The following is a 19,108-nucleotide window of genomic DNA, read 5'->3' as shown; positions in this document are numbered from 1 at the left end:
TAAATGAATATGATATATTGAGTTTTGATAAAGTAGAGTACTGTCAAATGAATTCAGAAGTAATCAACATTCTTACCATGGCAAAAGTGATTCAAACAGCGGTTGCACCGGTCTTTTTAATTACAGGTATTGCAGCAACGTTAGGGGTACTTTCTAACCGCTTAGCGCGTATTACAGATCGAGCGAGACAGTTAGAACGTAAGCTTAATGTCAGTACCGATGAAGACTTCAATAAGTCACTAACAACAGAACTAAGGGCATTGTTGAAACGCTCACGCTGCATCCATATCGCGTTTAGTTTAAGCGTGCTCAGTGCCTTATTAGTGTGCGCTGTGGTTATGTGTCTATTTTTATCACATATCCAATCAATTAACTTGAGTGTGACAATTGCAAGCTGCTTTGTCGCTGCTATGGCACTGTTAATCTGTGGCTTTTTATCTTTACTAGGCGAGGTTTTCTTAGCAACGAGAAGCATGCGCCGAGGTATGATCTTCGCCGATATTGATATAAATGATTAGCCCGTATTGACCTTTTATGATTAATTTTAATCCACAAAGGTAAACACGCCCTAAATTAAACTTAAGTTAAGATTAACCGCAATACACTTGAATAATACACTAAGCTAAGATACAAACTCAGTTAGTTTATCTTTATGACACCTTAAGGGGCAAAAGGAATGAAATTAAAACAATTAGTATTAGGTGCTATGCTATCGACAATGGCGTTAAGTGCATCTGCAAACTCAGTTTTTGAAGAACCAAGCGATGCAATTGAGTACCGTCAGGCTGCATTTTCAATGATCCGTGTGCAAATTGGCGATATGGGCGATATGTTAAAAGGAAAAGTACCTTTTGATGCAGAACGTTTTCAAAAGCGTGCAAACAATGCAGCAGCGCTATCAAAAATGCCTTGGGAAGCTTTTGTAGCGGGTTCTGATAAAGGTGATACTTCTGCGCTTGCAGCTGTTTGGAGCGACAACGAAACCTTTATGAAAAAAGCGGTTGCTTTCCAGCAATACGCCGATGAATTAGCTGTCGCAGCACAAAGTGGCGATAAAAAAGTTATTGGTAAAGCATTCGGCGCATGGGCTAAAGGCTGTAAAGATTGCCATAAGTCTTTCAAAGACTAGTCTAGTAATAATTTAAACTAAAAAGGCGCTAAGAAGCGCCTTTTTAATGCCTTATAGCAACTTACCCAAGTAAATAGCTGAGCGGCTCAGCACCCCAAGTCGTAAATAACACCACTAAACACACTGCAAAGATAATAAAAGCAATCACTGGTGATTTAGTAACTGGCTCAGTGATTGAGACTTGCTCGCTATTTCCGGTCAACATAGGTTTCACTAAGTTTTTACCCTTAATACGGTAAATAACAATCGCCAAAACGTGCAGCACAATTGCGTACAACAAAATATCAAAATTTAAATGATGTAACCAACCCGCAAACTCTACAGTATCTGAAGAAACATGCTCTACTAGAGGGCCATCCGTTAAAATATCGTCACTGGTCATTAGACCCGAAGTTAACTGCACGATGAGTAAAGCAAAAAAGGCTATCACCATATAACTACCCGCAGCACCATGACCCGCTTTGTGCTCATTGCTTGTAAACGACTTAATAGCAGCAACAGGAGAATGAATGAGCGCAGAGAGCTTCGCCGTTTGACTACCAATAAAACCCCAAATAATACGTGTGATAATAAGCGCCAAGGTAAAGTAGCCTGCAGCAAAATGCAGCTCCAACATACCTTCTTCAGCACTAAAATAGAGTGTTGCGATGGCCGCAACTAATAACCAATGGAAGCTTCTTATAAAGCCATCCCAAACTTTAACTTTAGACATTGTAACTTTCCCTTTAAAAGACGCTAATGACTTGCAGACAGAAATTTCAATAACGGGTTCGGCTATACATTATTACAAACTTCAGTTATTTTGACACACCTCTATTTCAGCTGTTTTGATCTGAGCCATAACAACAAACATGAGCGATAAGATGCATAATTCAACATTAAGAGCCTTACTAAAAGGGTTTTTCGACATGCTTCCTTTATGTCTTGCGGTGTTACCTTGGGGGATTTTGTGTGGTTCTTTAGCCGTTCAAAATGGTTTCAGTGCTTTTGAAACACAAGCTATGTCGCTATTGGTATTTGCTGGTTCTGCTCAGCTCGTCGCAATTGAGTTAATGGCTGGAAATACCCCGCTATTAACAATTTTGTTTACCACACTCATTATTAGCTCGCGGCACTTTTTGTATGGTTTAGCTATTCGTCACAAAGTCATAGACCAGCCCTTTCGTTGGCGACTTCCAGTTAGCTTTGTACTTACTGATGAATTGTTTGCTTTTTCGCATCATCGCAGAGCGTATAGAACGAAAGTGCGCTTGATTTACGCGCTAAGTGCCGGGTTTAGCTTTTATATTGCTTGGAATATATGGACTCTGCTTGGTATCGTCGCAGGTAGCTTACTACCTGATTTAACGCACCTGGGGCTTGATTTTGCTATCGCTGCCACTTTTATTGCTTTAGTTATTCCTGGTGTAAAAAACCTAGCGACACTAGCTACTGTGATCACAGCAGGTGTTGTTGCAACACTATTAAAAAGTCAGGGCTTTCAACTTTGGCTTGTCACAGCAGCGCTTATTGCCATGACCGTCGGTTACCTAATTAGTCGCTGGCAAGCAAAAGAGGAGCATACACAATGATGACCACTATTTTATTGATGGCGTGTATCACCTTCTTCACACGTTACTTATTTTTGCACCGCGCATTACCATTTAAAGTTGGCCCGAAAATGCAGCAATTCTTAAGTTTTAGCGCCCCAGCAGTACTTACCGCGATTTGGGTACCCATTGTGTTTATTAATGACGAAGGGATAAATTTAGATTGGCAAAATCCCTACCTAAGTGCTGCAGTAGTATCTGTTATAGTGGCTTATAGAACACATAACATTTACTACACAACACTAGCAGGGATGGGGTTATTTATAATCTTAAGTTAAACACTGGCAAGTAAAATTGCGTGGCTTTTCTCAAGTGTAACTTGCTCACGCTCACCTAGAGCCGTCATACCGTGGCGTTCCAGCTGAGCGACAAGTTTATCTGCGACACTTTCATCGAGCTTATAGTCGCTTAAACGAGTTGGCATTTTAACACTATGGAAAAATGCTTCTGTCGCAGCAATTGCGCTATCAATAGCCGCATCTTCATCGCTGATATCAAGGCCTAATACTCGCTCAGCATATTGTAATAACTTGCCACGCTTGGTGTCTTTTTGTTCAGCCATCATACGAGGTAATACAATCGCTAATGTTTGTGCATGGTCCAAACCGTACACCGCGGTCATTTCATGACCAATCATATGAGTCGCCCAGTCTTGTGGCACACCAGCACCAATCAAACCATTAAGTGCCATAGTCGCTGACCACATAATATTCGCGCGTACTTGATAGTTATCTGGCTCAGAGAATGCCTTCGGACCTTCTTCAATAAGGGTCATTAAAATTCCCTCAGCAAAGCGGTCTTGTAATTTGGCACCGACATCATAAGTAAGGTATTGCTCCATTGTGTGCACAAACGCATCAACAATCCCATTAGTTACCTGACGCTCAGGCAATGAGAATGTCACCGCGGGATCTAAGACAGCAAAGCGAGGGCGCACAAACTCACTTGCAAACGGCAACTTATCTTGAGTATCTAAGTTTGATACCACACTGAAAGTGTTTGATTCAGAACCTGTTGCAGGCAGTGTTAGAACAACGCCCAGTGCCACTGCTGATTTCACTTCAGCACCTTTTGCTAAAATATCCCATGGTTCGCCAGCAAACTCAGCCGCAGCAGCAATAAATTTACTTCCGTCCACGACAGAGCCACCGCCGACAGCAAGGATATAGTCAATTTGCTGCTCTTTAACTAGCTCTACAGCTTTCATGCATGTTTGGTAGCTTGGATTTGGCTCAATTCCCGCAAATTCAAACCAAGTATGTTCAATCAATGCGGCTTTAACTTGATCATAAACGCCATTTTTCTTAATGCTGCCGCCACCATAAGTAACAAGTACCTTGGCATTCTTTGGGATCTCGTTTTGAATTTCTTTAATTTGCTGCTCACCAAAATGAATTTTGGTTGGATTCTCAAAGCTAAAATTTAACATGCTTACTCCCTTATATTTGTGAGTATTAATCAGTGACACAACTATTGTAGTTATTTTTATACAGGGATAAAGGGAGCAAATAAATAATCACTTTTGCAGACATGCAATAATAAACCACTTAAACTGCTTTAAATTTACTGAAAAACTTAGGGTAAAGATAATGTGGCAAGGCTTAGAGGAATTTTTATATGTTGTTGAGCACGGCAGTTTTACACACGCAGCTAAAGCTATGGAAGTATCAACTTCACATATCAGTCGGCAAGTACAACAACTTGAAAATCGTTTAGGTTCTGTGCTATTTCAGCGCACCACTCGTAAAATTAGTCTCACTGATGCAGGGCGTGAATACGCTGTTAAGTTAAAAGCTATACGCCAAGAGTTAATTGATGCAAACAATCAATTACAAGGTGAGCAGTGCCAACCAAAAGGACTAATAAGAATAACGGGTGCGGGCGAGTTTGTAGCTAACCAAATCGCCCCCAAAGTCGCAGAATTTGTAAAACGCTACCCTGAGGTAGAGGTCGATCTCGACTTTAATAGTCGCAATGTCAACTTAGTTGAAGAAGGCTTTGATTTAGCCATTCGCTTTGGCAGGATGCAAGACTCAAACTTAATTGCACGCCCTTTATGTAAGCGCGTCATGACCCTCGTTGCTAGCCCTGAATACATAGCCAGTCACCCTTCTCTTAAAACGCCTTATGACCTTGCTGAGCATAACTGCTTAATTACCATGCGAAAGCGCTGGCGATTTAATATTGACGATCAAATTAAAGAAGTTCGTATCGATGGTAATTGGCGTAGCAACCACCCGCAGGCTATTTTAAATGCCGCAGTAGCAGGAGTTGGCATTGCCCATTTAGCGTTAGATATCGTGGAACCTTTTTTAAATAATGGGCAATTAGTAAGCATTCTTGAAGAGTTTCAGGTTGGCGATAACGCATCTTGGTTAGTCTACCCAAGAAAAGATCTATTACCGTTTCGTGTACGTTTACTAATAGAACATTTAACCAATGCATTTGCTGATTAATATTTGCTCTTTTAGAAATATGACAAGCAAGTTAGAATCAGTGTAACAATAATAAAAAGTTATCATTATGAGCGAATTTCACCAACTCTCTGCCACCAGCCTACAAGGCCAAACTGTCGATTTTTCTGATTTTGAAAATAAGGTCGTACTTGTTGTAAATACAGCGAGTAAATGCGGTTTCACCCCGCAATACGAAGGCTTACAAGTACTTCATGATAAGTACCATGAACAAGGCTTGGTAATAATTGGCTTTCCATGTAATCAATTTGGTAAACAAGAACCTGGTGATGCTAAAGAAATAAAAGAAGGCTGCTTAATTAACTATGGTGTGAGCTTTTTGATGATGAGTAAGGTTGACGTAAATGGCGAGCATGCTCACCCTGTGTTTAGATATCTAAAATCAGAGCTGCCTGGTTTTATTACCCGCAAAATAAAATGGAACTTCACCAAATTTTTAATTGGTAAAGACGGCAAAGCAATTAAACGATACGCGCCACTTACAAAACCTGAGCAGTTCGAATCAGACATTCTTGCCGCTTTGAGCAAGTAATAAGGCCTTAAAGCAATAAAGAGGCAAATAGCCTCTTTATTTAAATTTATGCTTAGTCGTTCAAGTACTCATCAAAGTCGTCATCGCCTAAGTTTCTACGCAAGCGTTTTTGTTCAAGATAGTCTTCCAACTTCTTCTTAACGCGTTGCTTTTTCTTGTCGTGTTGATTACGCCCGACCATTTCGTACTCGTCTTCAACAAAATCGTCATCTAGCGCGTCATAACTAAATGTCTTACCCACAACCCACTCCATAAAGTGTTTGAGACCAATTCTTGAGATTAAAATTTGCTCGATGAATTGGCAAAGATTAAAAAGCTCAGTAGTTATTTAGTATCTAAAAAACCACCAAAATAAAGCCATACACCCATGCTAAATAGGTCATATGTCAATATTGTGAATAAATAGCGCTAAATTTGATTTCTGAAAAGTGAGAGTTTTTTATCGTTTCGATAAAAGTCATTTATGCATGTGTATTTTTTAGTTAATTTGACTAAAAAATGGTTAAAAAATTATTCCGCGCACTTCCAATAAAAACCCTAAAACACCATAAACCAATGAAATAAATGAATTTATAATATTTGGCATCCTATTTGATTATATTTTTATGTCATTTCAAACAGGAAAGAAAAAAATGAAAAAGTTATTGTTACTAAGTTCTTTATTTATCGCTACCAGCGCAATGGCTCATAACGATAATGATACAAATATTTCATTCAGCGGTGAGCAATGTGATGTCGAATTTATAAATGATGTGCGTATCACTCCAAGTGAGTTAGAAGTATACACAGCCGATAATCGCAGCATGAAAATCATCGACCAACATACTTTATATATCGATGGCCAAAGCGTATCCCTTAATGCTTCACAACAGCAAGCAATTGCAGATTACTCAGACAGCTTGCGCAGCCAACTTCCTGAAGTAGCTAATATCGCACTTGATGGTGTAAAAATAGCCGGCGTAGCAATCGAAGAAGTATCAAATGCTTTCAACATTGATGGCCTAAGTGACATTTCAGAATTAATGGACGATATCAGCGTAGAAGTGCAAAACGCTTTCTACCAACAAGGTGCGTTCACAATGGGTCAACAAAACTTTGAAAAATTTGGCCAAAACTTTGAAGATCAATTCGATGAGCAAATCGAATCAGCAGTAGAGTCAGCCATGATGCAATCGATGGGCAGTATTTTAGTGGCTCTTGGCTCTGAGCTTTTAGGTTCGGGTGGCGACATGGATGAGTTTGAGCAACGTATGGAAAACATGGGCGCACAAATCGAAGCTCGCGTAGAAACCCAAGCAGCTCAGCTAGAAGAGCGAGCAGATGCATTATGTGGCAGTTTTGCTGATATCGCTCATAAAGAACAAGAATTAGTGGTTCTAGTACCACAGCTAAAAGAATATCAATTATTTACTTTTAAACAGAACGCAGAGTAATTGACCAGTTAAGAAATTAACATCCCTGAACCAAAACACTTGGTCCTTTCGCGCAGAGCTTGCTCTGCGCTTTTTTATTTTTTGGCCAGCACGGTCAGTTGCGATAACGTTTTAATCGCCTGTTCCAAACTTTCAGACCAAGGCAAACCATAGCTTAAGCGAAAACAACTACGGTACTTTTTACCCGCTGAGAATATCAACCCAGGGGTAATACTAATCCCTGCCTCAAGTGCCAAATGAAATAGTTTTACCGCATCATATTGGCTACCAAGATCAACCCAGATAACACAGCCCCCTTGCGGGTTACTAATACGCGCACAACTTGGCATATATTGCTGCAGGCACCAAATCATACGCTCTTTGTTGGTACTCAAGCGCTGTCTTAGCAAGCGTATATTACGGTCGTACTCACCACTGGCTATAAACTCATACAAGGTCCACTGATTTATAAGCGGCGCAGAGCAACTAAGCGCGCGCTTGTGTCGCCTTGCTTGTTCAGCAAACTTACCTGCAATGATCCAACCTATGCGGTAACTAGGTGCGGCTGTTTTTGAAAACGACGCACAGGTGATCACTAACCCCTTTTTTGAATAAGCTTGTGCAGGAGTGGCACGCTTAGCTGTAAAATGTAGGTCGCCATAAACATCATCTTCAATGAGCACCACCTCGCGCTGCTCTAAAAGTGCCACTAATTGCTCACGCTTGGCATCAGGCATAAAACTGCCAACTGGGTTATTTAATGAGGTTGAAAACACACAGGCTTTTATATCATGCTCATCGAGTGCTTGAACCAAGTCATCTAGCCATATTCCTTCATCGGGGCACAGCGGTATTTCCAGTGCCTTCAAGCCTAAGCTCTCAATTAATTCAATAATGCCAAAATAACAAGGCGACTCGATAGCAATAACATCCCCGGGTTTAGCAACGCACTTCAGGGCAATAGCCAACGCCTCTTGGGCACCATTGGTGATCACTAACTCATCGCTATCAACACCAATGCCAAAGTCCAAATAGCGATGAATGAGTTGTTTTTTAAGTGGTGCAAAACCATCCATCGGGCCGTAATTAATTGCCGATGCGCCAGCCAGTGTCATTACTCGGCGCATTGTTCTTGCCAGCGCCTTATCTGTCGGAGCTGCGGCTACTGGGTTAGCAATGCCAAATGGCACCACATTGGCTTTATGGATGGCACCATAAACTTGCTCAATCAATCCTTGCTTGTTTACTGTGGTTGGCTCTCGACTAAGCCTGACTCGCTTTGGCCGAGATTGATTTAACTGAGAAGACTTTAAAAAGTACCCAGACTTTTCTCTCGCTTCAATCAATCCTTGCCCTTCAAGTAATTGATAAGCTTGTTTTACCGTAGGAATGCTAATGTTTAGCTTATCTGCCATTTTTCTGAGCGAAGGTAATTTCTCACCCGGTAATAGCGAGCCCTGCAAGCAAAGATCTCTAACTAGCTGAATAACTTGTTGATATAAGAACTCACTGTTACTGCGACTGATAACTTGTGACATAGCCCACCAAACTGTATAGGTTGCATTTTTAGTTTTCTGTATATGTTAAGTATACAGAAGCAGATTAAAATGAACATACTTTCAATTTTTAGGTACTAACTATGAAAAGCGCCGCTCTCTACCTTGCTACAGTGCTGATCTGGGGATCGACTTGGCTAGCTATTGAGTTTCAACTAGGTGATGTCGCAGTTGAGGTCTCTTTATTTTATCGTTTTGCCATTGCAGCCATTTTAATGTGGACCTTTGTGCTAGCGAAAAAACTACCTATGCAATATTCACTGCGTGATCACGGATTTTTTGCATTATTGGCTTTATTTAACTTTGGTTTAAATTATTTAGTACTGTATTGGGCGCAGAACTACCTCAGCTCTGCAATGGCCTCAATTGCGTTCTCTATGTTGCTATTAATGAACATTATTAATACCAGACTATTCTTCGCAAAGCCGATTGCTAAACGAATTTACTTTGGCGCTTTATTGGGCGTATTAGGTATTGCCAGTTTGTTTTGGCCACAAATTCAGCAATTCGACTTGAGTAATGGTGCGTTGGTCGGGTTACTACTTGCGCTATCTGGGACCTTTGTGGCTTCATTGGGTAATATGGTCAGCGTCCGAAATTCTCAGCGCAATATTGGCGTACTTCAGGGCAATGCCTGGGGTATGTTATACAGCGCTTTAAGCCTAGCAGCTTACGTTTTAGTGAGCGATGTTGAGCTTACATTGAATGCCCCGGCCAGTTATTGGATATCGCTCTTGTACTTAGCAGTGTTTGGTACCGTAATCGCATTTGCTTGTTACTTTGCACTACTAAAAAATATCGGCCCTGAGCGCGCAAGCTATGTCATTGTATTATTCCCGCTGGTTGCAGTGGTATTAAGTACCTTATTTGAAGGATTCGAATGGCAAGCGAACACCTTTATGGGATTTAGCCTAGTGTTATTTGGTAATGCTATCGTGCTGACTCCAACTCGACAAATTAAAGCATTTTTTGCTGCACGTAACCTGCAACAAAAAAGCACCGTCCCCAGTTAGAAGTGACTATGTCGCCTCTAACACCAAGCGCTGGCAAATATTGCCGGCGCTTTTTTATGGTACATGAAAACGTAACGCTTGTTTGTGTACCTTAACTTTAGCAGGTGTAAAACCCACAAACTCACCATCGGCTTCAATAACCAACCCTTTCGTGGTTACTTCAGCACTTGTTAAACGGGTATATTCCAGTGCTTGCAAGCGGTGGTGCTTCACTAGCAGTAAATATAAAAAGCTGATCAGGTTTTTCAACAAGCCGCCAGCTGGCATGCAGTAACAGTCCAGTTGACCATCGTTTAACTTTGCCTGAGGGGCAATTTTCAAACCACCTCCAAAGTAGTGATGATTGGCAAAAATCGTCGCTAAATTACTGTAAGAGAGAGCTTTACCATTAAACTTTCCCTGAAGAGGCTGAGCCTGAAATGAAAATAGCTGTTTAATGCCCTGCCATGTATAACCAAACGAGCTAAAATGACCAGCTTTGTTTAATTCGACGACCACTTCAGCGTCAAAACCAATACCCGCAACATTAACAAAATAGCGCTGATTGATTTGGCCAATATCAATTAACTTAGTACGGCTATTGAAAATAGCCTCATACCAAGCCTGTTGCTGACAAGCAAAGCCACGAGCAAAATCATTTCCCGTGCCAGCCGGAATTAGCGCAATAGAACAGCTACTCGTCATTAATGCATTAACAGCTAAATGCAAAGTCCCATCACCACCAATTACCACAACTTGAGTCTGGCTCCTAGCTAAAAGAGCAATTTCAGCGCAATCATTCTCAAAGTTGCCTGTAGTTAAATATAGCTCTGGTTCTATCTCTCTTTTTTTACATTCGTTTAGTAGCCAATCAACACTGTTTTTATGATTTTTTTTGTCACTTGGCTTTATTATTATCAACATCAACGGTTACTTCTTTTCTTACGTGGCGAAAACCCAAGCTCACTCAAATTATATTAATCTGAATAATTAGTCACTTTCTCACTTTAAAAACGCATAAATAAAAATACAAAAAGTTAAAAACCTTTATTTACCTGCACTTCACTACAAACACAACTGCATAACCATGCAAACAAGAGTAAGTGCAAAAGCTTAACCCTATGTTAATAAAACACTTTCGGATTAGAAAAAGTTATCTGGCAGACTCAATTTTTATCGTTTTATTTTTGTCCAGTTTGATTGCAAAATACCCACGTTTTCAACCAAACACAACCCGGAGCAAAGTAATGAACCCAATTAATACATTAAACCAAAACGCTGCAACTCATGTTGCCGTAAAACCAACAAACCGCAAAGCTAAAATGTTGGCAAAACTTAATCGCTACGGCAAAAAGTTAGCACTTGGCGGCGCAGTACAACATAAGTAATCCCCAACCATGGTTACTTTTTAGGTGCAGTAAACACCCAACCACTAACGAAGATCCTTCTTTAGCTCCTCCGTTTACTGCCCCATCCCCTTCTTTTCAGTGAAAAACAGAAAAAATTAAACCTTTTTACAAAAAAACGCCCTCTTTACGCTCAAAAAACAAGCAAACAAACTTTTTCCTATTTACACAGCCGATTCAGCTAAGTATTATTCTCGCATCACGACGTGGAGAGATGGCAGAGTGGTCGAATGCACCGGTCTTGAAAACCGGCAGGGGTTTGTAGCCCCTCTAGGGTTCAAATCCCTATCTCTCCACCACTTATTTTTATTTGCTGATTTATTTCAGCAAATTACAATCAGAATTATGCGCTGGAGAGGTGGCCGAGTGGCCGAAGGCGCTCCCCTGCTAAGGGAGTATAGGGTTTGTAGCTCTATCGAGGGTTCGAATCCCTCCTTCTCCACCATTTTATTGTTAAAAACCGCTTTTAAGCGGTTTTTTTATGCCCAAAAAACTTGCACACCTCATTATATTTCATGCATGCTAAGTATCTATTTGCTACACAAAGTGATGCTATGTTTCGTTTTGCTCTGTTTACTCTTGCTCTATTTGCCAGCACCTACAGCCAAGCCACTATTTATAAGTGCATGATTGACGGGGTTGCCACCTTTACAGAGAAGCCTTGTGGTAAGGATGCAGAAATCGTAAAAATTACACCATCACCAGTAAGTAATCTCACTCCAGCCACAGAGCAAGAACAGAAACAACAAAAACCAACCGACTTAAGTGTCGAGGATTACTTAAAGATTCAAAAAGCGGATCGCGAAATAGACCGCCTTCAGTTAGAAATCAAAGAGCTGCAAAAACAGCAAAATGAGCGTATTAACAGACTTAATAATATGACCCAAGATGCTGCGAACAGGTTAGGTGCAAAGTCTATTGATGACGCTATAAGTAAACAAAGCAAACGTATTAACACCTACTATAAAAGCCAAATAGCTATCCTCGAAAAGCAAGTAGCACAACTAGAAGAACACAAAAAATTACTCAAAGAACAGAGCACACAGTCCAATTAGCTTAACTTACTAAAACTGGTCAGACATGATATAACAGGTTTGCTGACTAAGTTTAGGAATCAATTGTTTTGCAAATTCACACGCTCGAAGGCTATATTCAAAATATCTATTTGATTGAATATTCAGATAAATTGATGCTACTTGATGGTTGTTGCCGCGCGGATGTTAATACCGTGTTTGACTATATCACCGAGCAACTAAAGCGCCCTATCACAAACTTAAAACTGATTGTAGTAACCCATATGCATCCAGATCATGCAGGTGGGGCTCATGCATTAAGAAAGTTAAGCGGCGCCAAAATTGCTACATCAAATGCCCCAGGACAATGGTATCGAGGCATTGATGGTTTCTTAATGCACTTAACCGATATCGCTTTGGCTTGGTGGGTCGCTGGAAGATTAAATAAAAAGCGTCATAACCTTTGGTATAGTCGTCACCTCGATGCTGATTACTACCTTACAACAGATGAAACCCTACCCGGCTTTGAGGATTGGCAGGCGCTACATAGCCCAGGTCATACCGACCGAGATATTAGTCTATACCATATCCCCAGTGAGCGAATTTACATTGCTGATTTACTAGTAAAAGTAAAAGGACAGCTAGTGCCGCCCTTTCCTGTTTTTTATCCTAAGCTGTATTTGAACTCTTTGCTGATGCTAAAAGCGCTGCAACCAAAACGAATTATGTTTGCCCACAGTAATGAAGTCTGTATTGATGACATCGACTTTGAGCAAATTTTGGCGCTGGTCCCCGAAAAGCCAATGACCCATTGGCGTTCAGTAAAAGCAAAAGCCCGGCAAGCACTTAATCTAAAACGCTTTTCACAGTCGTAATAAAAGTGTTTATATCCTGCTGATCATTATAAATATGAGCAGAGACTCTTAAACCTAAGTGACGCTCATCAACAGCAATATTCGCAGCCTCAAGCGCTGCTTTAACAGCCGCTTGTTGCTCACCAAAATGCATAATGGCAGTTCCAGAGCATTTATCAGCTTGCTTTGGTGAGCGCATATAATCAGCTAATTGCTCATGAAACTGTGCGAGCATTGCTAAGTTATGCGCTCGTACTTTCGCAATACCCAGCTCTGCAAAGTAATTAATACTATGCGAAGCCAAAATATAAGGTGCAACTGAAGGTGTTCCCCCCCAAAAGCGCAACGCGGTTTGATGATAAGCAAAGTGCTTAATATCAAATTCAAATGGGTTTTGATGAGAAAACCAGCCAACATCTTGTGGCCGACAAAATGAAAGTTGGTTGCTGTTAACCCATAAATAAGCAGCACCAGGTCCACCACATAACCATTTCACGCTTGAGCCCAGCATAAAATCGGCATCAAGCTTAGTTAAGTCAACCTCTAGAATCCCCGCAGACTGTGCAACATCAAGCAAAGTCAATGTGTTGTGTTGCTTTGCTATATTTATAATTTCACGGATAGGTGCTTGCTGGCCTGTGTTTGAATAAACATGGCTAATGAAGACTAAATCAATTTCATTATTCGCTAAATATGACTGCCAAACGTGAGCATCGGTTAAATCTTCATGTTTTCCAATAAACACGATTTCTGCACTTTCAGGTAAAGCTTTTTGCATTGCAAAGCCCATACTTGGAAAATCACTTTCTGCCATCAACACTTTGCTGTTTTCTTGCTGAAGTCGCGGGTGCGACATCAAAAGCTTGGTTAAGCCACTCGATAAATTAACTTGCGGGCAAAACAACTCCTTTTGCGAGTTAAATAACTTAGCGAGACTGCTTGTAAATGCCTCGACACCTTGCAGCCACTGTTGCCATGGTTCTTTATTTTCATTTTGCCAAGCTGCAAAAAACTGCTGATGGAAGTGCTGCTCAGCTGATTTTAATGGTCGCCCCACAGAATGGTTAAGCAAATAGCTGCCTTGTGGAATTACAAAATCGTTTTTGTTCATTACTTAATCCACTGTTTTAATTTAGTTAAATCATCAAAACGGGTGCGAATATCATCACGTTTTGCTGCCGCACGACGATCTCGTAACTGCTCTAGTGAGTTAAGTAACATGTGTAAAGGAGGCCCACTGGCTGTGACTTTATCCATATGCTGTTGCTGCATTTTCTGTGAAGGTTGTGCAATGTATTTACTAACCAATTGATTATGATGCCCAATCGCAGTATCACCATGCAGTTTGCACACTTGAATAAACAGCTTTAAATTAGTTTGTAGCCATTCGCTATCGCGCTCAGCTTCTGCAGCTAAAAAATCATCCATAATACTTGTCATACGCATGCTTTCACGCAAAATTTGCTGATCTTCAGGCATCATATACAAGAATTTATCCACCAGCATTTGCGAGTAGCTAGGTTCATTAGCAAAACAAAGACCAAGCAGTAAATCGATAACATTAATGCCCGCAAAATCACCAGCATTCGCGCCACGATATACCTCTTTACCTACTCGATACGGCTTGTAATACGGGCGTACACAATAGAAAAAGCGGTCTGTATCAAGCTTGTTGTATAACGCATTGTTCGACTCAATAACATCTAGCAGTGCTTGCTTTGCCACTGCGAGTAAATCTGCTGCTATAGGGTGCGATATGCCCAATGGTTGAATTTTTAATAAAGCATCCGCCGCACGCTTATACGCTAAAATACCCTTGGTATTGTAATCAACAAAGATTTTCTCATCTTCAAGGTCAGTAAAGCGCTTATACAAGCCATCAACAGCTTTATTGTGCGTGGTTAAATGCGCAGTTGCGAAACGAGGAGTTACACCAATAGATGCACCAATATGCATTGCCAGTGCTGAGGCTTCTACCAGGGGGGAAGTTGTTTCACGAGAAGGCTCTGTAATCTCATGACGACGGCATGCCGCCATATACAAACCAACATTACCTAATAAATCGAAGGCGTTGTCAAAGCCTTCATCGGTATTACCTTCTGCAAGTAAGGCACGAATATGCTCATTACCTTCTTGCTCTAATTGACGTTTAAGGTCTTCACCTACACCTTCTACATTCGCTTTATCGTCTTGTTGCCAATATAGTTTTTCTAGCGCGCTATTGATCTCAACAAAACGGGTGCGAAGCCAGCTATCAAATGCCTTTGTGTTCTCAGTCACAGGCTCACTCCAAAATAATTATATTGCGATAATGTTAACAGAGTTCAATGAGTGCTAATCGCCAAAATATAGACTAGAATCCATCTAGATTAGTGAAAATCACTCAAATAAAAATGAAATTAGATAAAAAAGACCAACAATTACTTAATGCTTTACAAGATAATGCAAGAACTTCTGTCTCGGAGCTAGCCCATTCTGTCAGCCTGTCAGATACTCCTTGCCTGCGCCGTATTAAAAAACTCGAATCAGCGAATGTGATCAGTGGCTACCATGCTGCCATCAATCCTAAAGCGGTTGATTTAAATGTGTCTGTGTATGCCTTTGTACGCCTAAACCAAAACTCAGTTGCCGCTGCTGAGCAATTTGAACAACAAGTTGAGAAACTTGATCATGTACTTGAGTGTTCTGTTATCTCAGGTAGTTATGATTATCTTCTAAAGATTATTGCCGCTGATTTAGAAAGTTATGAAAGCTTTGTGAAACATAAGCTAGGTAGTATTGATTGTATTGCTAACATCGAGTCGACGGTGGTCTTAAAACAAGCTTTCACTAAGCGTCATTTACCGCTAGCTTGACGCAGCTTGCTTGCAAATCAAAGATAACTCGATAAGCTAAAAACAGGCTTTAAAAGGATGCTTAAAATATGAAATTCATCAACTTAGTTGCTATCTCTTGGGCCATCAGTGGGCTATTTAGCAGCCCATTAATGGCACAGCAACAAACCTGCCTTACTCAGCTTGAAGACCAAGCACTAATGATGAAAAGTAAACGCGAAGGGCTGTTTAGAGAGCCATTACCACGCACCCATAGCACCTTTAGCTATAATATCGAGCAAGCATTTAGTGACTATTTAACCGCTGCGTACCTGCAAATTAGCAGCGAAAATCCGCGTGCTAGTTTGCCATGCCCTGTTTATACCGACACCTATCAGCAGCTTGTTGCACAAGGCGCTCGACCAGCAAACGCGACTGTTGCCGATTTAATAAGCCCATTCGAACTAAAACAGGCCGATAGCCGTAAAGCCGTACTCTTAATCCATGGTTTAACCGACTCACCCTTTACCTATCACGACCTTGCACAAGTGTATTATCAACAAGGGTATACGGTACGCACAATTTTACTACCAGGGCATGGTACCGCTCCCGCAGCACTCAGAGACATAAATGCCGATGATTGGCAAAAAGCTAGCGTGTATGCCATTGAACGCACATTAAAAGACTTTGATCAGGTGATTTTAGGGGGCTACTCAACCGGTGCTGCACTGGTTATTGATTACTTAACTCAAGGCCCTGTCGATAATAAAATTACTGCTGCTATGTTGTTTTCACCGGCAAGCGAGCCACACAATAAAAACGGTTGGCTGGCGAAATGGGTCGATGCAATTCCATTTGTGAATTGGATTGATAAAGACGCGGATCTTGATTTTGCCAAGTATGAGTCGTTTCCATTTAGTGCAGCCTCAGCTAGCCACGAAGCAATGAGCCGTATTAGCCTTGATGAGCTTCGTTATCGTCAACTGCCTAATGTAGCGATATTTAGCACCTTTAGTGATGTTGACACCACGATAGATAACCAAGCAACCTTTAAATTATTAGCTAAACTGCACGACCCAAAAACGCGCAAAAATAATCAGCTTGATCGCCTTGTATACTATGGTGACGACAATAACATCCCAGCCAGCTTTCCTGCTGATTACCACATAATCCGTGATGACTGCGATACAGATGATTGTAAAAAAATCAAAGGGATGTCACATATTGGTATCGTTAATAAACCCAGCAACCCTTACTATGGCCGTAAAGCTTTGTACCGAAATTGCGGCAGCTATTTAGATGACGATACGCTTTATACAGCCTGCAAATACCAAGAAGACATCGTGATGGGTGAGCGCACAGCCGAAAATTTACAAGCACACAAACCCTTTGCACGACTCACGTTTAACCCTTATTTCGATAAGCTCGCAATGCATATCAGCAGTTTCATTAAAGATATTGAATCGGCAGCACAATGAGTGAGTTTAGCCACCGCTGGTTTAATCAAATAAGCGAGATTGATGCTGCTCTTTGGCAGTCATTTTTTGATGATACACCCTTTACTGATCACGCTTTTTTAGCGGCTCTAGAACAAAGTGGCTGTGTGAGTGAAGAGTCGGGCTGGCAACCCATGCACTTAGCAATTTACCAGCAAGAACAGGTCATAGCCTTACTACCCGGGTATCTAAAACATCATTCTTATGGTGAATATGTATTTGACTGGGCTTGGGCTGAAGCCTACCAACAGCATGGCTTAGAGTATTACCCTAAATGGCTTTGCGGCGTGCCATTCACGCCTATTGCTGGGCAAAGAGTTAGTATTAACTATGCTGATCCTACTGAAGTCTATGCTTACATTCAGCACATACTCACGGCAACAGCAGCGCAGTTAGACTGGTCAGGTTGGCATATAAATTTTTGCCATCAGCAGCAAGCGACTGCATTAACTAGCGACACCGTAATGCAACGTCATGGCGTGCAGTTTCAGTGGTTTAATGAAGGCTATAAATGCTTCGAGGATTTTTTAGCTTCACTCACCGCAAGAAAGCGTAAATCGCTCAAAAAAGAACGCGCTAAAATAACTGAACAGCAGATAGCCGTAGAATGGATCGAAGGTGCTGACATCAGCAAACAGCACATGCAGCAATTTAGTCATTTTTACCGCCAAACCTATTTGAAGCGCTCAGGCCACAATGGTTATTTGAATACCGCTTTTTTCGAGTTATTACAGCAAAGCATGGCCGACAAACTGGTGCTAATGTTCGCTAAATATCAAGGAGAGGTGATTGCCGCCACACTCAGCTTTAAAGATCAGAACTGTTTATATGGTCGTTACTGGGGAACGAACTATGAGCTCGATAGTTTGCACTTTGAGCTTTGCTATTACCAAGGCATTGAATACTGCATTGCCAACAAACTAAAACAGTTCCACTCTGGCGCGCAAGGTGAGCATAAAATAAGTCGAGGTTTTAAGCCTGTATATACCTATTCACTGCATCATATTCAGCACGGTGATTTTGCAGCTGCCATCAGTGATTTTATAATTAGAGAACGCCAACATATGGCGCTCTATAAAGCCCAATGCGAAAGCTTACTGCCTTTTAAACAGCAATAATTGGTTGTTTGCAGGCATTTGCACATCTTCAACAAAGGTTAAGCCAGCTTGCTCAGCGAGTTGGCAAATCGCTTCAAAATCACGAATGGCACTATTTTCATCTTGCTGTTTTAAAAAAGCATCAAATTCAGCATTGCTGGCACTGGTATACTTACCTTGATACTTAAATGGCCCATAAATACACAATTTACCTTTAGCCGCTAAATGCTTTGCTACACCTTGGAAAAAGCTCTCCACAAGCGGCCAGCTAATAATGTGCATCGTATTCGCAGTAAAAATAGCATTCACTGTTTCAACAGGCCAAGGATCATTGAGGTCGAGTGTTAATGGCGCATGTAAGTTAGATAGTTCAGCTTCTTGATGCCACTCTAAAATCCCAGGGTGATTAACCTCGCGATCACTACAATGCCACTGCAAATGTGCTAAATGCGTTGCAAAATGCACACTATGTTGCCCCGTACCAGAGCCTACCTCTAATACATTCGTCACATCAGAAAAGAACTCTTCTAATACGTTTAAAATAGGTAATTTGTTGTTTTCACAGGCTTGAGAGAAGGGTTTATCCATATAAATTAATGCACCATGTTTGGTAATTCGTGCACAACAGTAAAGCAAAAATAAATAGCAAAGTCGCGATGTATTTATTATTTAAAAATATAAAACCATTATTTTCAGCAGGTTACGATTATTAATTAATATTGGTACAGCTTATGCAATTTCTTAA

General features: G+C 41.0%; 22 protein-coding genes and 2 tRNA genes. 16 read left to right on the top strand and 8 right to left on the bottom strand.

The window, feature by feature from the left end; all coding sequences use genetic code 11:
- Positions 1-47: 47 nt before the first annotated feature.
- Positions 48-518 carry a DUF2721 domain-containing protein gene (locus QUE86_RS08135; protein ID WP_286256482.1) on the top strand — a complete coding sequence of 157 codons (471 nt, stop codon included), beginning with the start codon at positions 48-50 and terminating at the stop codon, positions 516-518.
- Positions 519-676: 158 nt separating this feature from the next.
- A complete protein-coding gene (locus QUE86_RS08130) occupies positions 677-1,129 on the top strand; it encodes a c-type cytochrome (RefSeq protein ID WP_130050071.1) in 453 nt (150 codons plus the stop codon).
- Between the two features lie 61 nt (positions 1,130-1,190).
- On the opposite strand, the gene QUE86_RS08125 is transcribed toward QUE86_RS08130, so the two are convergent.
- Positions 1,191-1,841, bottom strand: coding sequence for a cytochrome b/b6 domain-containing protein (locus QUE86_RS08125; protein WP_130050072.1), 651 nt, complete (start codon positions 1,839-1,841; stop codon positions 1,191-1,193).
- A 151-nt stretch (positions 1,842-1,992) separates the two neighbouring features.
- Here QUE86_RS08125 and QUE86_RS08120 point away from each other — a divergent pair, with 151 nt between their 5' ends.
- Together QUE86_RS08120 and QUE86_RS08115 are read left to right on the top strand one after the other, a co-directional pair.
- Complete coding sequence (locus tag QUE86_RS08120) at positions 1,993-2,700, top strand: AzlC family ABC transporter permease (protein ID WP_167658796.1); 708 nt, start codon at positions 1,993-1,995, stop codon at positions 2,698-2,700.
- The gene (locus QUE86_RS08115) at positions 2,697-2,996 is read left to right on the top strand and encodes an AzlD domain-containing protein (RefSeq protein WP_130050074.1); all 300 of its coding nucleotides are present in this window, start codon (positions 2,697-2,699) and stop codon (positions 2,994-2,996) included. Before QUE86_RS08120 ends, QUE86_RS08115 begins: the two co-directional genes overlap by 4 nt.
- Here the strand turns inward: QUE86_RS08115 and QUE86_RS08110 are convergent.
- The gene (locus tag QUE86_RS08110; RefSeq protein WP_130050075.1) at positions 2,993-4,147 is read right to left on the bottom strand and encodes an iron-containing alcohol dehydrogenase; all 1,155 of its coding nucleotides are present in this window, start codon (positions 4,145-4,147) and stop codon (positions 2,993-2,995) included. The genes QUE86_RS08115 and QUE86_RS08110 overlap by 4 nt on opposite strands.
- Positions 4,148-4,307: 160 nt before the next feature.
- On the opposite strand from QUE86_RS08110, the gene QUE86_RS08105 reads away from it, so the two are divergent.
- On the top strand, positions 4,308-5,174 hold the full coding sequence (locus QUE86_RS08105) for a LysR family transcriptional regulator (protein ID WP_286256476.1): 867 nt from the start codon (positions 4,308-4,310) through the stop codon (positions 5,172-5,174).
- A 67-nt stretch (positions 5,175-5,241) separates the two neighbouring features.
- Positions 5,242-5,724, top strand: coding sequence for a glutathione peroxidase (locus QUE86_RS08100; RefSeq protein WP_167658794.1), 483 nt, complete (start codon positions 5,242-5,244; stop codon positions 5,722-5,724).
- 52 nt (positions 5,725-5,776) lie between these two features.
- On the opposite strand, the gene QUE86_RS08095 is transcribed toward QUE86_RS08100, so the two are convergent.
- Positions 5,777-5,965 carry a PA3496 family putative envelope integrity protein gene (locus QUE86_RS08095; protein WP_082389337.1) on the bottom strand — a complete coding sequence of 63 codons (189 nt, stop codon included), beginning with the start codon at positions 5,963-5,965 and terminating at the stop codon, positions 5,777-5,779.
- Between the two features lie 391 nt (positions 5,966-6,356).
- Between QUE86_RS08095 and QUE86_RS08090 the strand changes: the two genes are divergently transcribed.
- On the top strand, positions 6,357-7,157 hold the full coding sequence (locus QUE86_RS08090; RefSeq protein WP_167658793.1) for a YggN family protein: 801 nt from the start codon (positions 6,357-6,359) through the stop codon (positions 7,155-7,157).
- Between the two features lie 74 nt (positions 7,158-7,231).
- On the opposite strand, the gene QUE86_RS08085 is transcribed toward QUE86_RS08090, so the two are convergent.
- Positions 7,232-8,674 carry an aminotransferase-like domain-containing protein gene (locus QUE86_RS08085; RefSeq protein ID WP_130050079.1) on the bottom strand — a complete coding sequence of 481 codons (1,443 nt, stop codon included), beginning with the start codon at positions 8,672-8,674 and terminating at the stop codon, positions 7,232-7,234.
- Between the two features lie 101 nt (positions 8,675-8,775).
- Between QUE86_RS08085 and QUE86_RS08080 the strand changes: the two genes are divergently transcribed.
- Positions 8,776-9,705 carry a DMT family transporter gene (locus QUE86_RS08080; RefSeq protein ID WP_130050080.1) on the top strand — a complete coding sequence of 310 codons (930 nt, stop codon included), beginning with the start codon at positions 8,776-8,778 and terminating at the stop codon, positions 9,703-9,705.
- 54 nt (positions 9,706-9,759) lie between these two features.
- On the opposite strand, the gene QUE86_RS08075 is transcribed toward QUE86_RS08080, so the two are convergent.
- Positions 9,760-10,608, bottom strand: coding sequence for a diacylglycerol/lipid kinase family protein (locus tag QUE86_RS08075; RefSeq protein ID WP_239976717.1), 849 nt, complete (start codon positions 10,606-10,608; stop codon positions 9,760-9,762).
- A 323-nt stretch (positions 10,609-10,931) separates the two neighbouring features.
- Here QUE86_RS08075 and QUE86_RS08070 point away from each other — a divergent pair, with 323 nt between their 5' ends.
- From QUE86_RS08070 to QUE86_RS08050, 5 genes are all read left to right on the top strand, one after another.
- The gene (locus tag QUE86_RS08070; protein WP_166341396.1) at positions 10,932-11,072 is read left to right on the top strand and encodes a hypothetical protein; all 141 of its coding nucleotides are present in this window, start codon (positions 10,932-10,934) and stop codon (positions 11,070-11,072) included.
- A 226-nt stretch (positions 11,073-11,298) separates the two neighbouring features.
- Positions 11,299-11,389: transfer RNA gene (locus tag QUE86_RS08065), tRNA-Ser, on the top strand.
- 53 nt (positions 11,390-11,442) lie between these two features.
- Positions 11,443-11,535, top strand: a tRNA-Ser gene (locus QUE86_RS08060).
- A gap of 109 nt (positions 11,536-11,644) precedes the next feature.
- Positions 11,645-12,145: a DUF4124 domain-containing protein gene (locus QUE86_RS08055; protein WP_167658791.1), complete on the top strand. Its 501-nt coding sequence runs from the start codon at positions 11,645-11,647 to the stop codon at positions 12,143-12,145.
- A gap of 68 nt (positions 12,146-12,213) precedes the next feature.
- Positions 12,214-12,978, top strand: a complete 765-nt coding sequence (locus tag QUE86_RS08050) for an MBL fold metallo-hydrolase (RefSeq protein ID WP_250661496.1) — start codon at positions 12,214-12,216, stop codon at positions 12,976-12,978.
- On the opposite strand, the gene QUE86_RS08045 is transcribed toward QUE86_RS08050, so the two are convergent.
- A complete protein-coding gene (locus tag QUE86_RS08045) occupies positions 12,950-14,068 on the bottom strand; it encodes an aminotransferase class V-fold PLP-dependent enzyme (protein ID WP_250661495.1) in 1,119 nt (372 codons plus the stop codon). The two genes, QUE86_RS08050 and QUE86_RS08045, sit on opposite strands and share 29 nt — an antisense overlap.
- Positions 14,068-15,237, bottom strand: coding sequence for a PrnB family protein (locus QUE86_RS08040; protein ID WP_239976721.1), 1,170 nt, complete (start codon positions 15,235-15,237; stop codon positions 14,068-14,070). Before QUE86_RS08040 ends, QUE86_RS08045 begins: the two co-directional genes overlap by 1 nt.
- 113 nt (positions 15,238-15,350) lie before the next feature.
- Here QUE86_RS08040 and QUE86_RS08035 point away from each other — a divergent pair, with 113 nt between their 5' ends.
- From QUE86_RS08035 to QUE86_RS08025, 3 genes are all read left to right on the top strand, one after another.
- Positions 15,351-15,812, top strand: coding sequence for an Lrp/AsnC family transcriptional regulator (locus tag QUE86_RS08035; protein ID WP_130050086.1), 462 nt, complete (start codon positions 15,351-15,353; stop codon positions 15,810-15,812).
- 68 nt (positions 15,813-15,880) lie between these two features.
- A complete protein-coding gene (locus QUE86_RS08030) occupies positions 15,881-17,248 on the top strand; it encodes an alpha/beta hydrolase (protein WP_286256454.1) in 1,368 nt (455 codons plus the stop codon).
- Positions 17,245-18,384 (top strand): GNAT family N-acetyltransferase, encoded by a 1,140-nt coding sequence (locus tag QUE86_RS08025; RefSeq protein WP_178926450.1) that lies wholly within the window; start codon positions 17,245-17,247, stop codon positions 18,382-18,384. The genes QUE86_RS08030 and QUE86_RS08025 overlap by 4 nt, the downstream gene beginning before the upstream one ends.
- Here the strand turns inward: QUE86_RS08025 and QUE86_RS08020 are convergent.
- Positions 18,361-18,951: a DUF938 domain-containing protein gene (locus QUE86_RS08020; RefSeq protein ID WP_130050089.1), complete on the bottom strand. Its 591-nt coding sequence runs from the start codon at positions 18,949-18,951 to the stop codon at positions 18,361-18,363. The genes QUE86_RS08025 and QUE86_RS08020 overlap by 24 nt on opposite strands.
- Positions 18,952-19,108 lie beyond the last annotated feature (157 nt).

This window comes from Pseudoalteromonas apostichopi (assembly GCF_030297135.1).
In the GTDB taxonomy this organism is placed as follows: domain Bacteria; phylum Pseudomonadota; class Gammaproteobacteria; order Enterobacterales; family Alteromonadaceae; genus Pseudoalteromonas; species Pseudoalteromonas apostichopi.
Note: the sequence above shows the minus strand (reverse complement) of the source record. Positions and strands in the feature narration are given on the sequence as shown.

What these genes read in the sequence shown, in the direction of transcription:
- QUE86_RS08100 (WP_167658794.1), top strand. Translation starts at nt 5,242, where the DNA reads ATGAGCGAATTTCACCAACTCTCTGCCACCAGCCTACAAGGCCAAACT.
- QUE86_RS08125 (WP_130050072.1), bottom strand. Translation starts at nt 1,841, where the DNA reads ATGTCTAAAGTTAAAGTTTGGGATGGCTTTATAAGAAGCTTCCATTGG.
- QUE86_RS08110 (WP_130050075.1), bottom strand. Translation starts at nt 4,147, where the DNA reads ATGTTAAATTTTAGCTTTGAGAATCCAACCAAAATTCATTTTGGTGAG.
- QUE86_RS08120 (WP_167658796.1), top strand. Translation starts at nt 1,993, where the DNA reads ATGCATAATTCAACATTAAGAGCCTTACTAAAAGGGTTTTTCGACATG.
- QUE86_RS08020 (WP_130050089.1), bottom strand. Translation starts at nt 18,951, where the DNA reads ATGGATAAACCCTTCTCTCAAGCCTGTGAAAACAACAAATTACCTATT.
- QUE86_RS08080 (WP_130050080.1), top strand. Translation starts at nt 8,776, where the DNA reads ATGAAAAGCGCCGCTCTCTACCTTGCTACAGTGCTGATCTGGGGATCG.
- QUE86_RS08025 (WP_178926450.1), top strand. Translation starts at nt 17,245, where the DNA reads ATGAGTGAGTTTAGCCACCGCTGGTTTAATCAAATAAGCGAGATTGAT.
- QUE86_RS08115 (WP_130050074.1), top strand. Translation starts at nt 2,697, where the DNA reads ATGATGACCACTATTTTATTGATGGCGTGTATCACCTTCTTCACACGT.
- QUE86_RS08135 (WP_286256482.1), top strand. Translation starts at nt 48, where the DNA reads ATGAATTCAGAAGTAATCAACATTCTTACCATGGCAAAAGTGATTCAA.
- QUE86_RS08030 (WP_286256454.1), top strand. Translation starts at nt 15,881, where the DNA reads ATGAAATTCATCAACTTAGTTGCTATCTCTTGGGCCATCAGTGGGCTA.
- QUE86_RS08130 (WP_130050071.1), top strand. Translation starts at nt 677, where the DNA reads ATGAAATTAAAACAATTAGTATTAGGTGCTATGCTATCGACAATGGCG.
- QUE86_RS08055 (WP_167658791.1), top strand. Translation starts at nt 11,645, where the DNA reads ATGTTTCGTTTTGCTCTGTTTACTCTTGCTCTATTTGCCAGCACCTAC.
- QUE86_RS08105 (WP_286256476.1), top strand. Translation starts at nt 4,308, where the DNA reads ATGTGGCAAGGCTTAGAGGAATTTTTATATGTTGTTGAGCACGGCAGT.
- QUE86_RS08075 (WP_239976717.1), bottom strand. Translation starts at nt 10,608, where the DNA reads ATGTTGATAATAATAAAGCCAAGTGACAAAAAAAATCATAAAAACAGT.
- QUE86_RS08035 (WP_130050086.1), top strand. Translation starts at nt 15,351, where the DNA reads ATGAAATTAGATAAAAAAGACCAACAATTACTTAATGCTTTACAAGAT.
- QUE86_RS08070 (WP_166341396.1), top strand. Translation starts at nt 10,932, where the DNA reads ATGAACCCAATTAATACATTAAACCAAAACGCTGCAACTCATGTTGCC.
- QUE86_RS08085 (WP_130050079.1), bottom strand. Translation starts at nt 8,674, where the DNA reads ATGTCACAAGTTATCAGTCGCAGTAACAGTGAGTTCTTATATCAACAA.
- QUE86_RS08090 (WP_167658793.1), top strand. Translation starts at nt 6,357, where the DNA reads ATGAAAAAGTTATTGTTACTAAGTTCTTTATTTATCGCTACCAGCGCA.
- QUE86_RS08045 (WP_250661495.1), bottom strand. Translation starts at nt 14,068, where the DNA reads ATGAACAAAAACGATTTTGTAATTCCACAAGGCAGCTATTTGCTTAAC.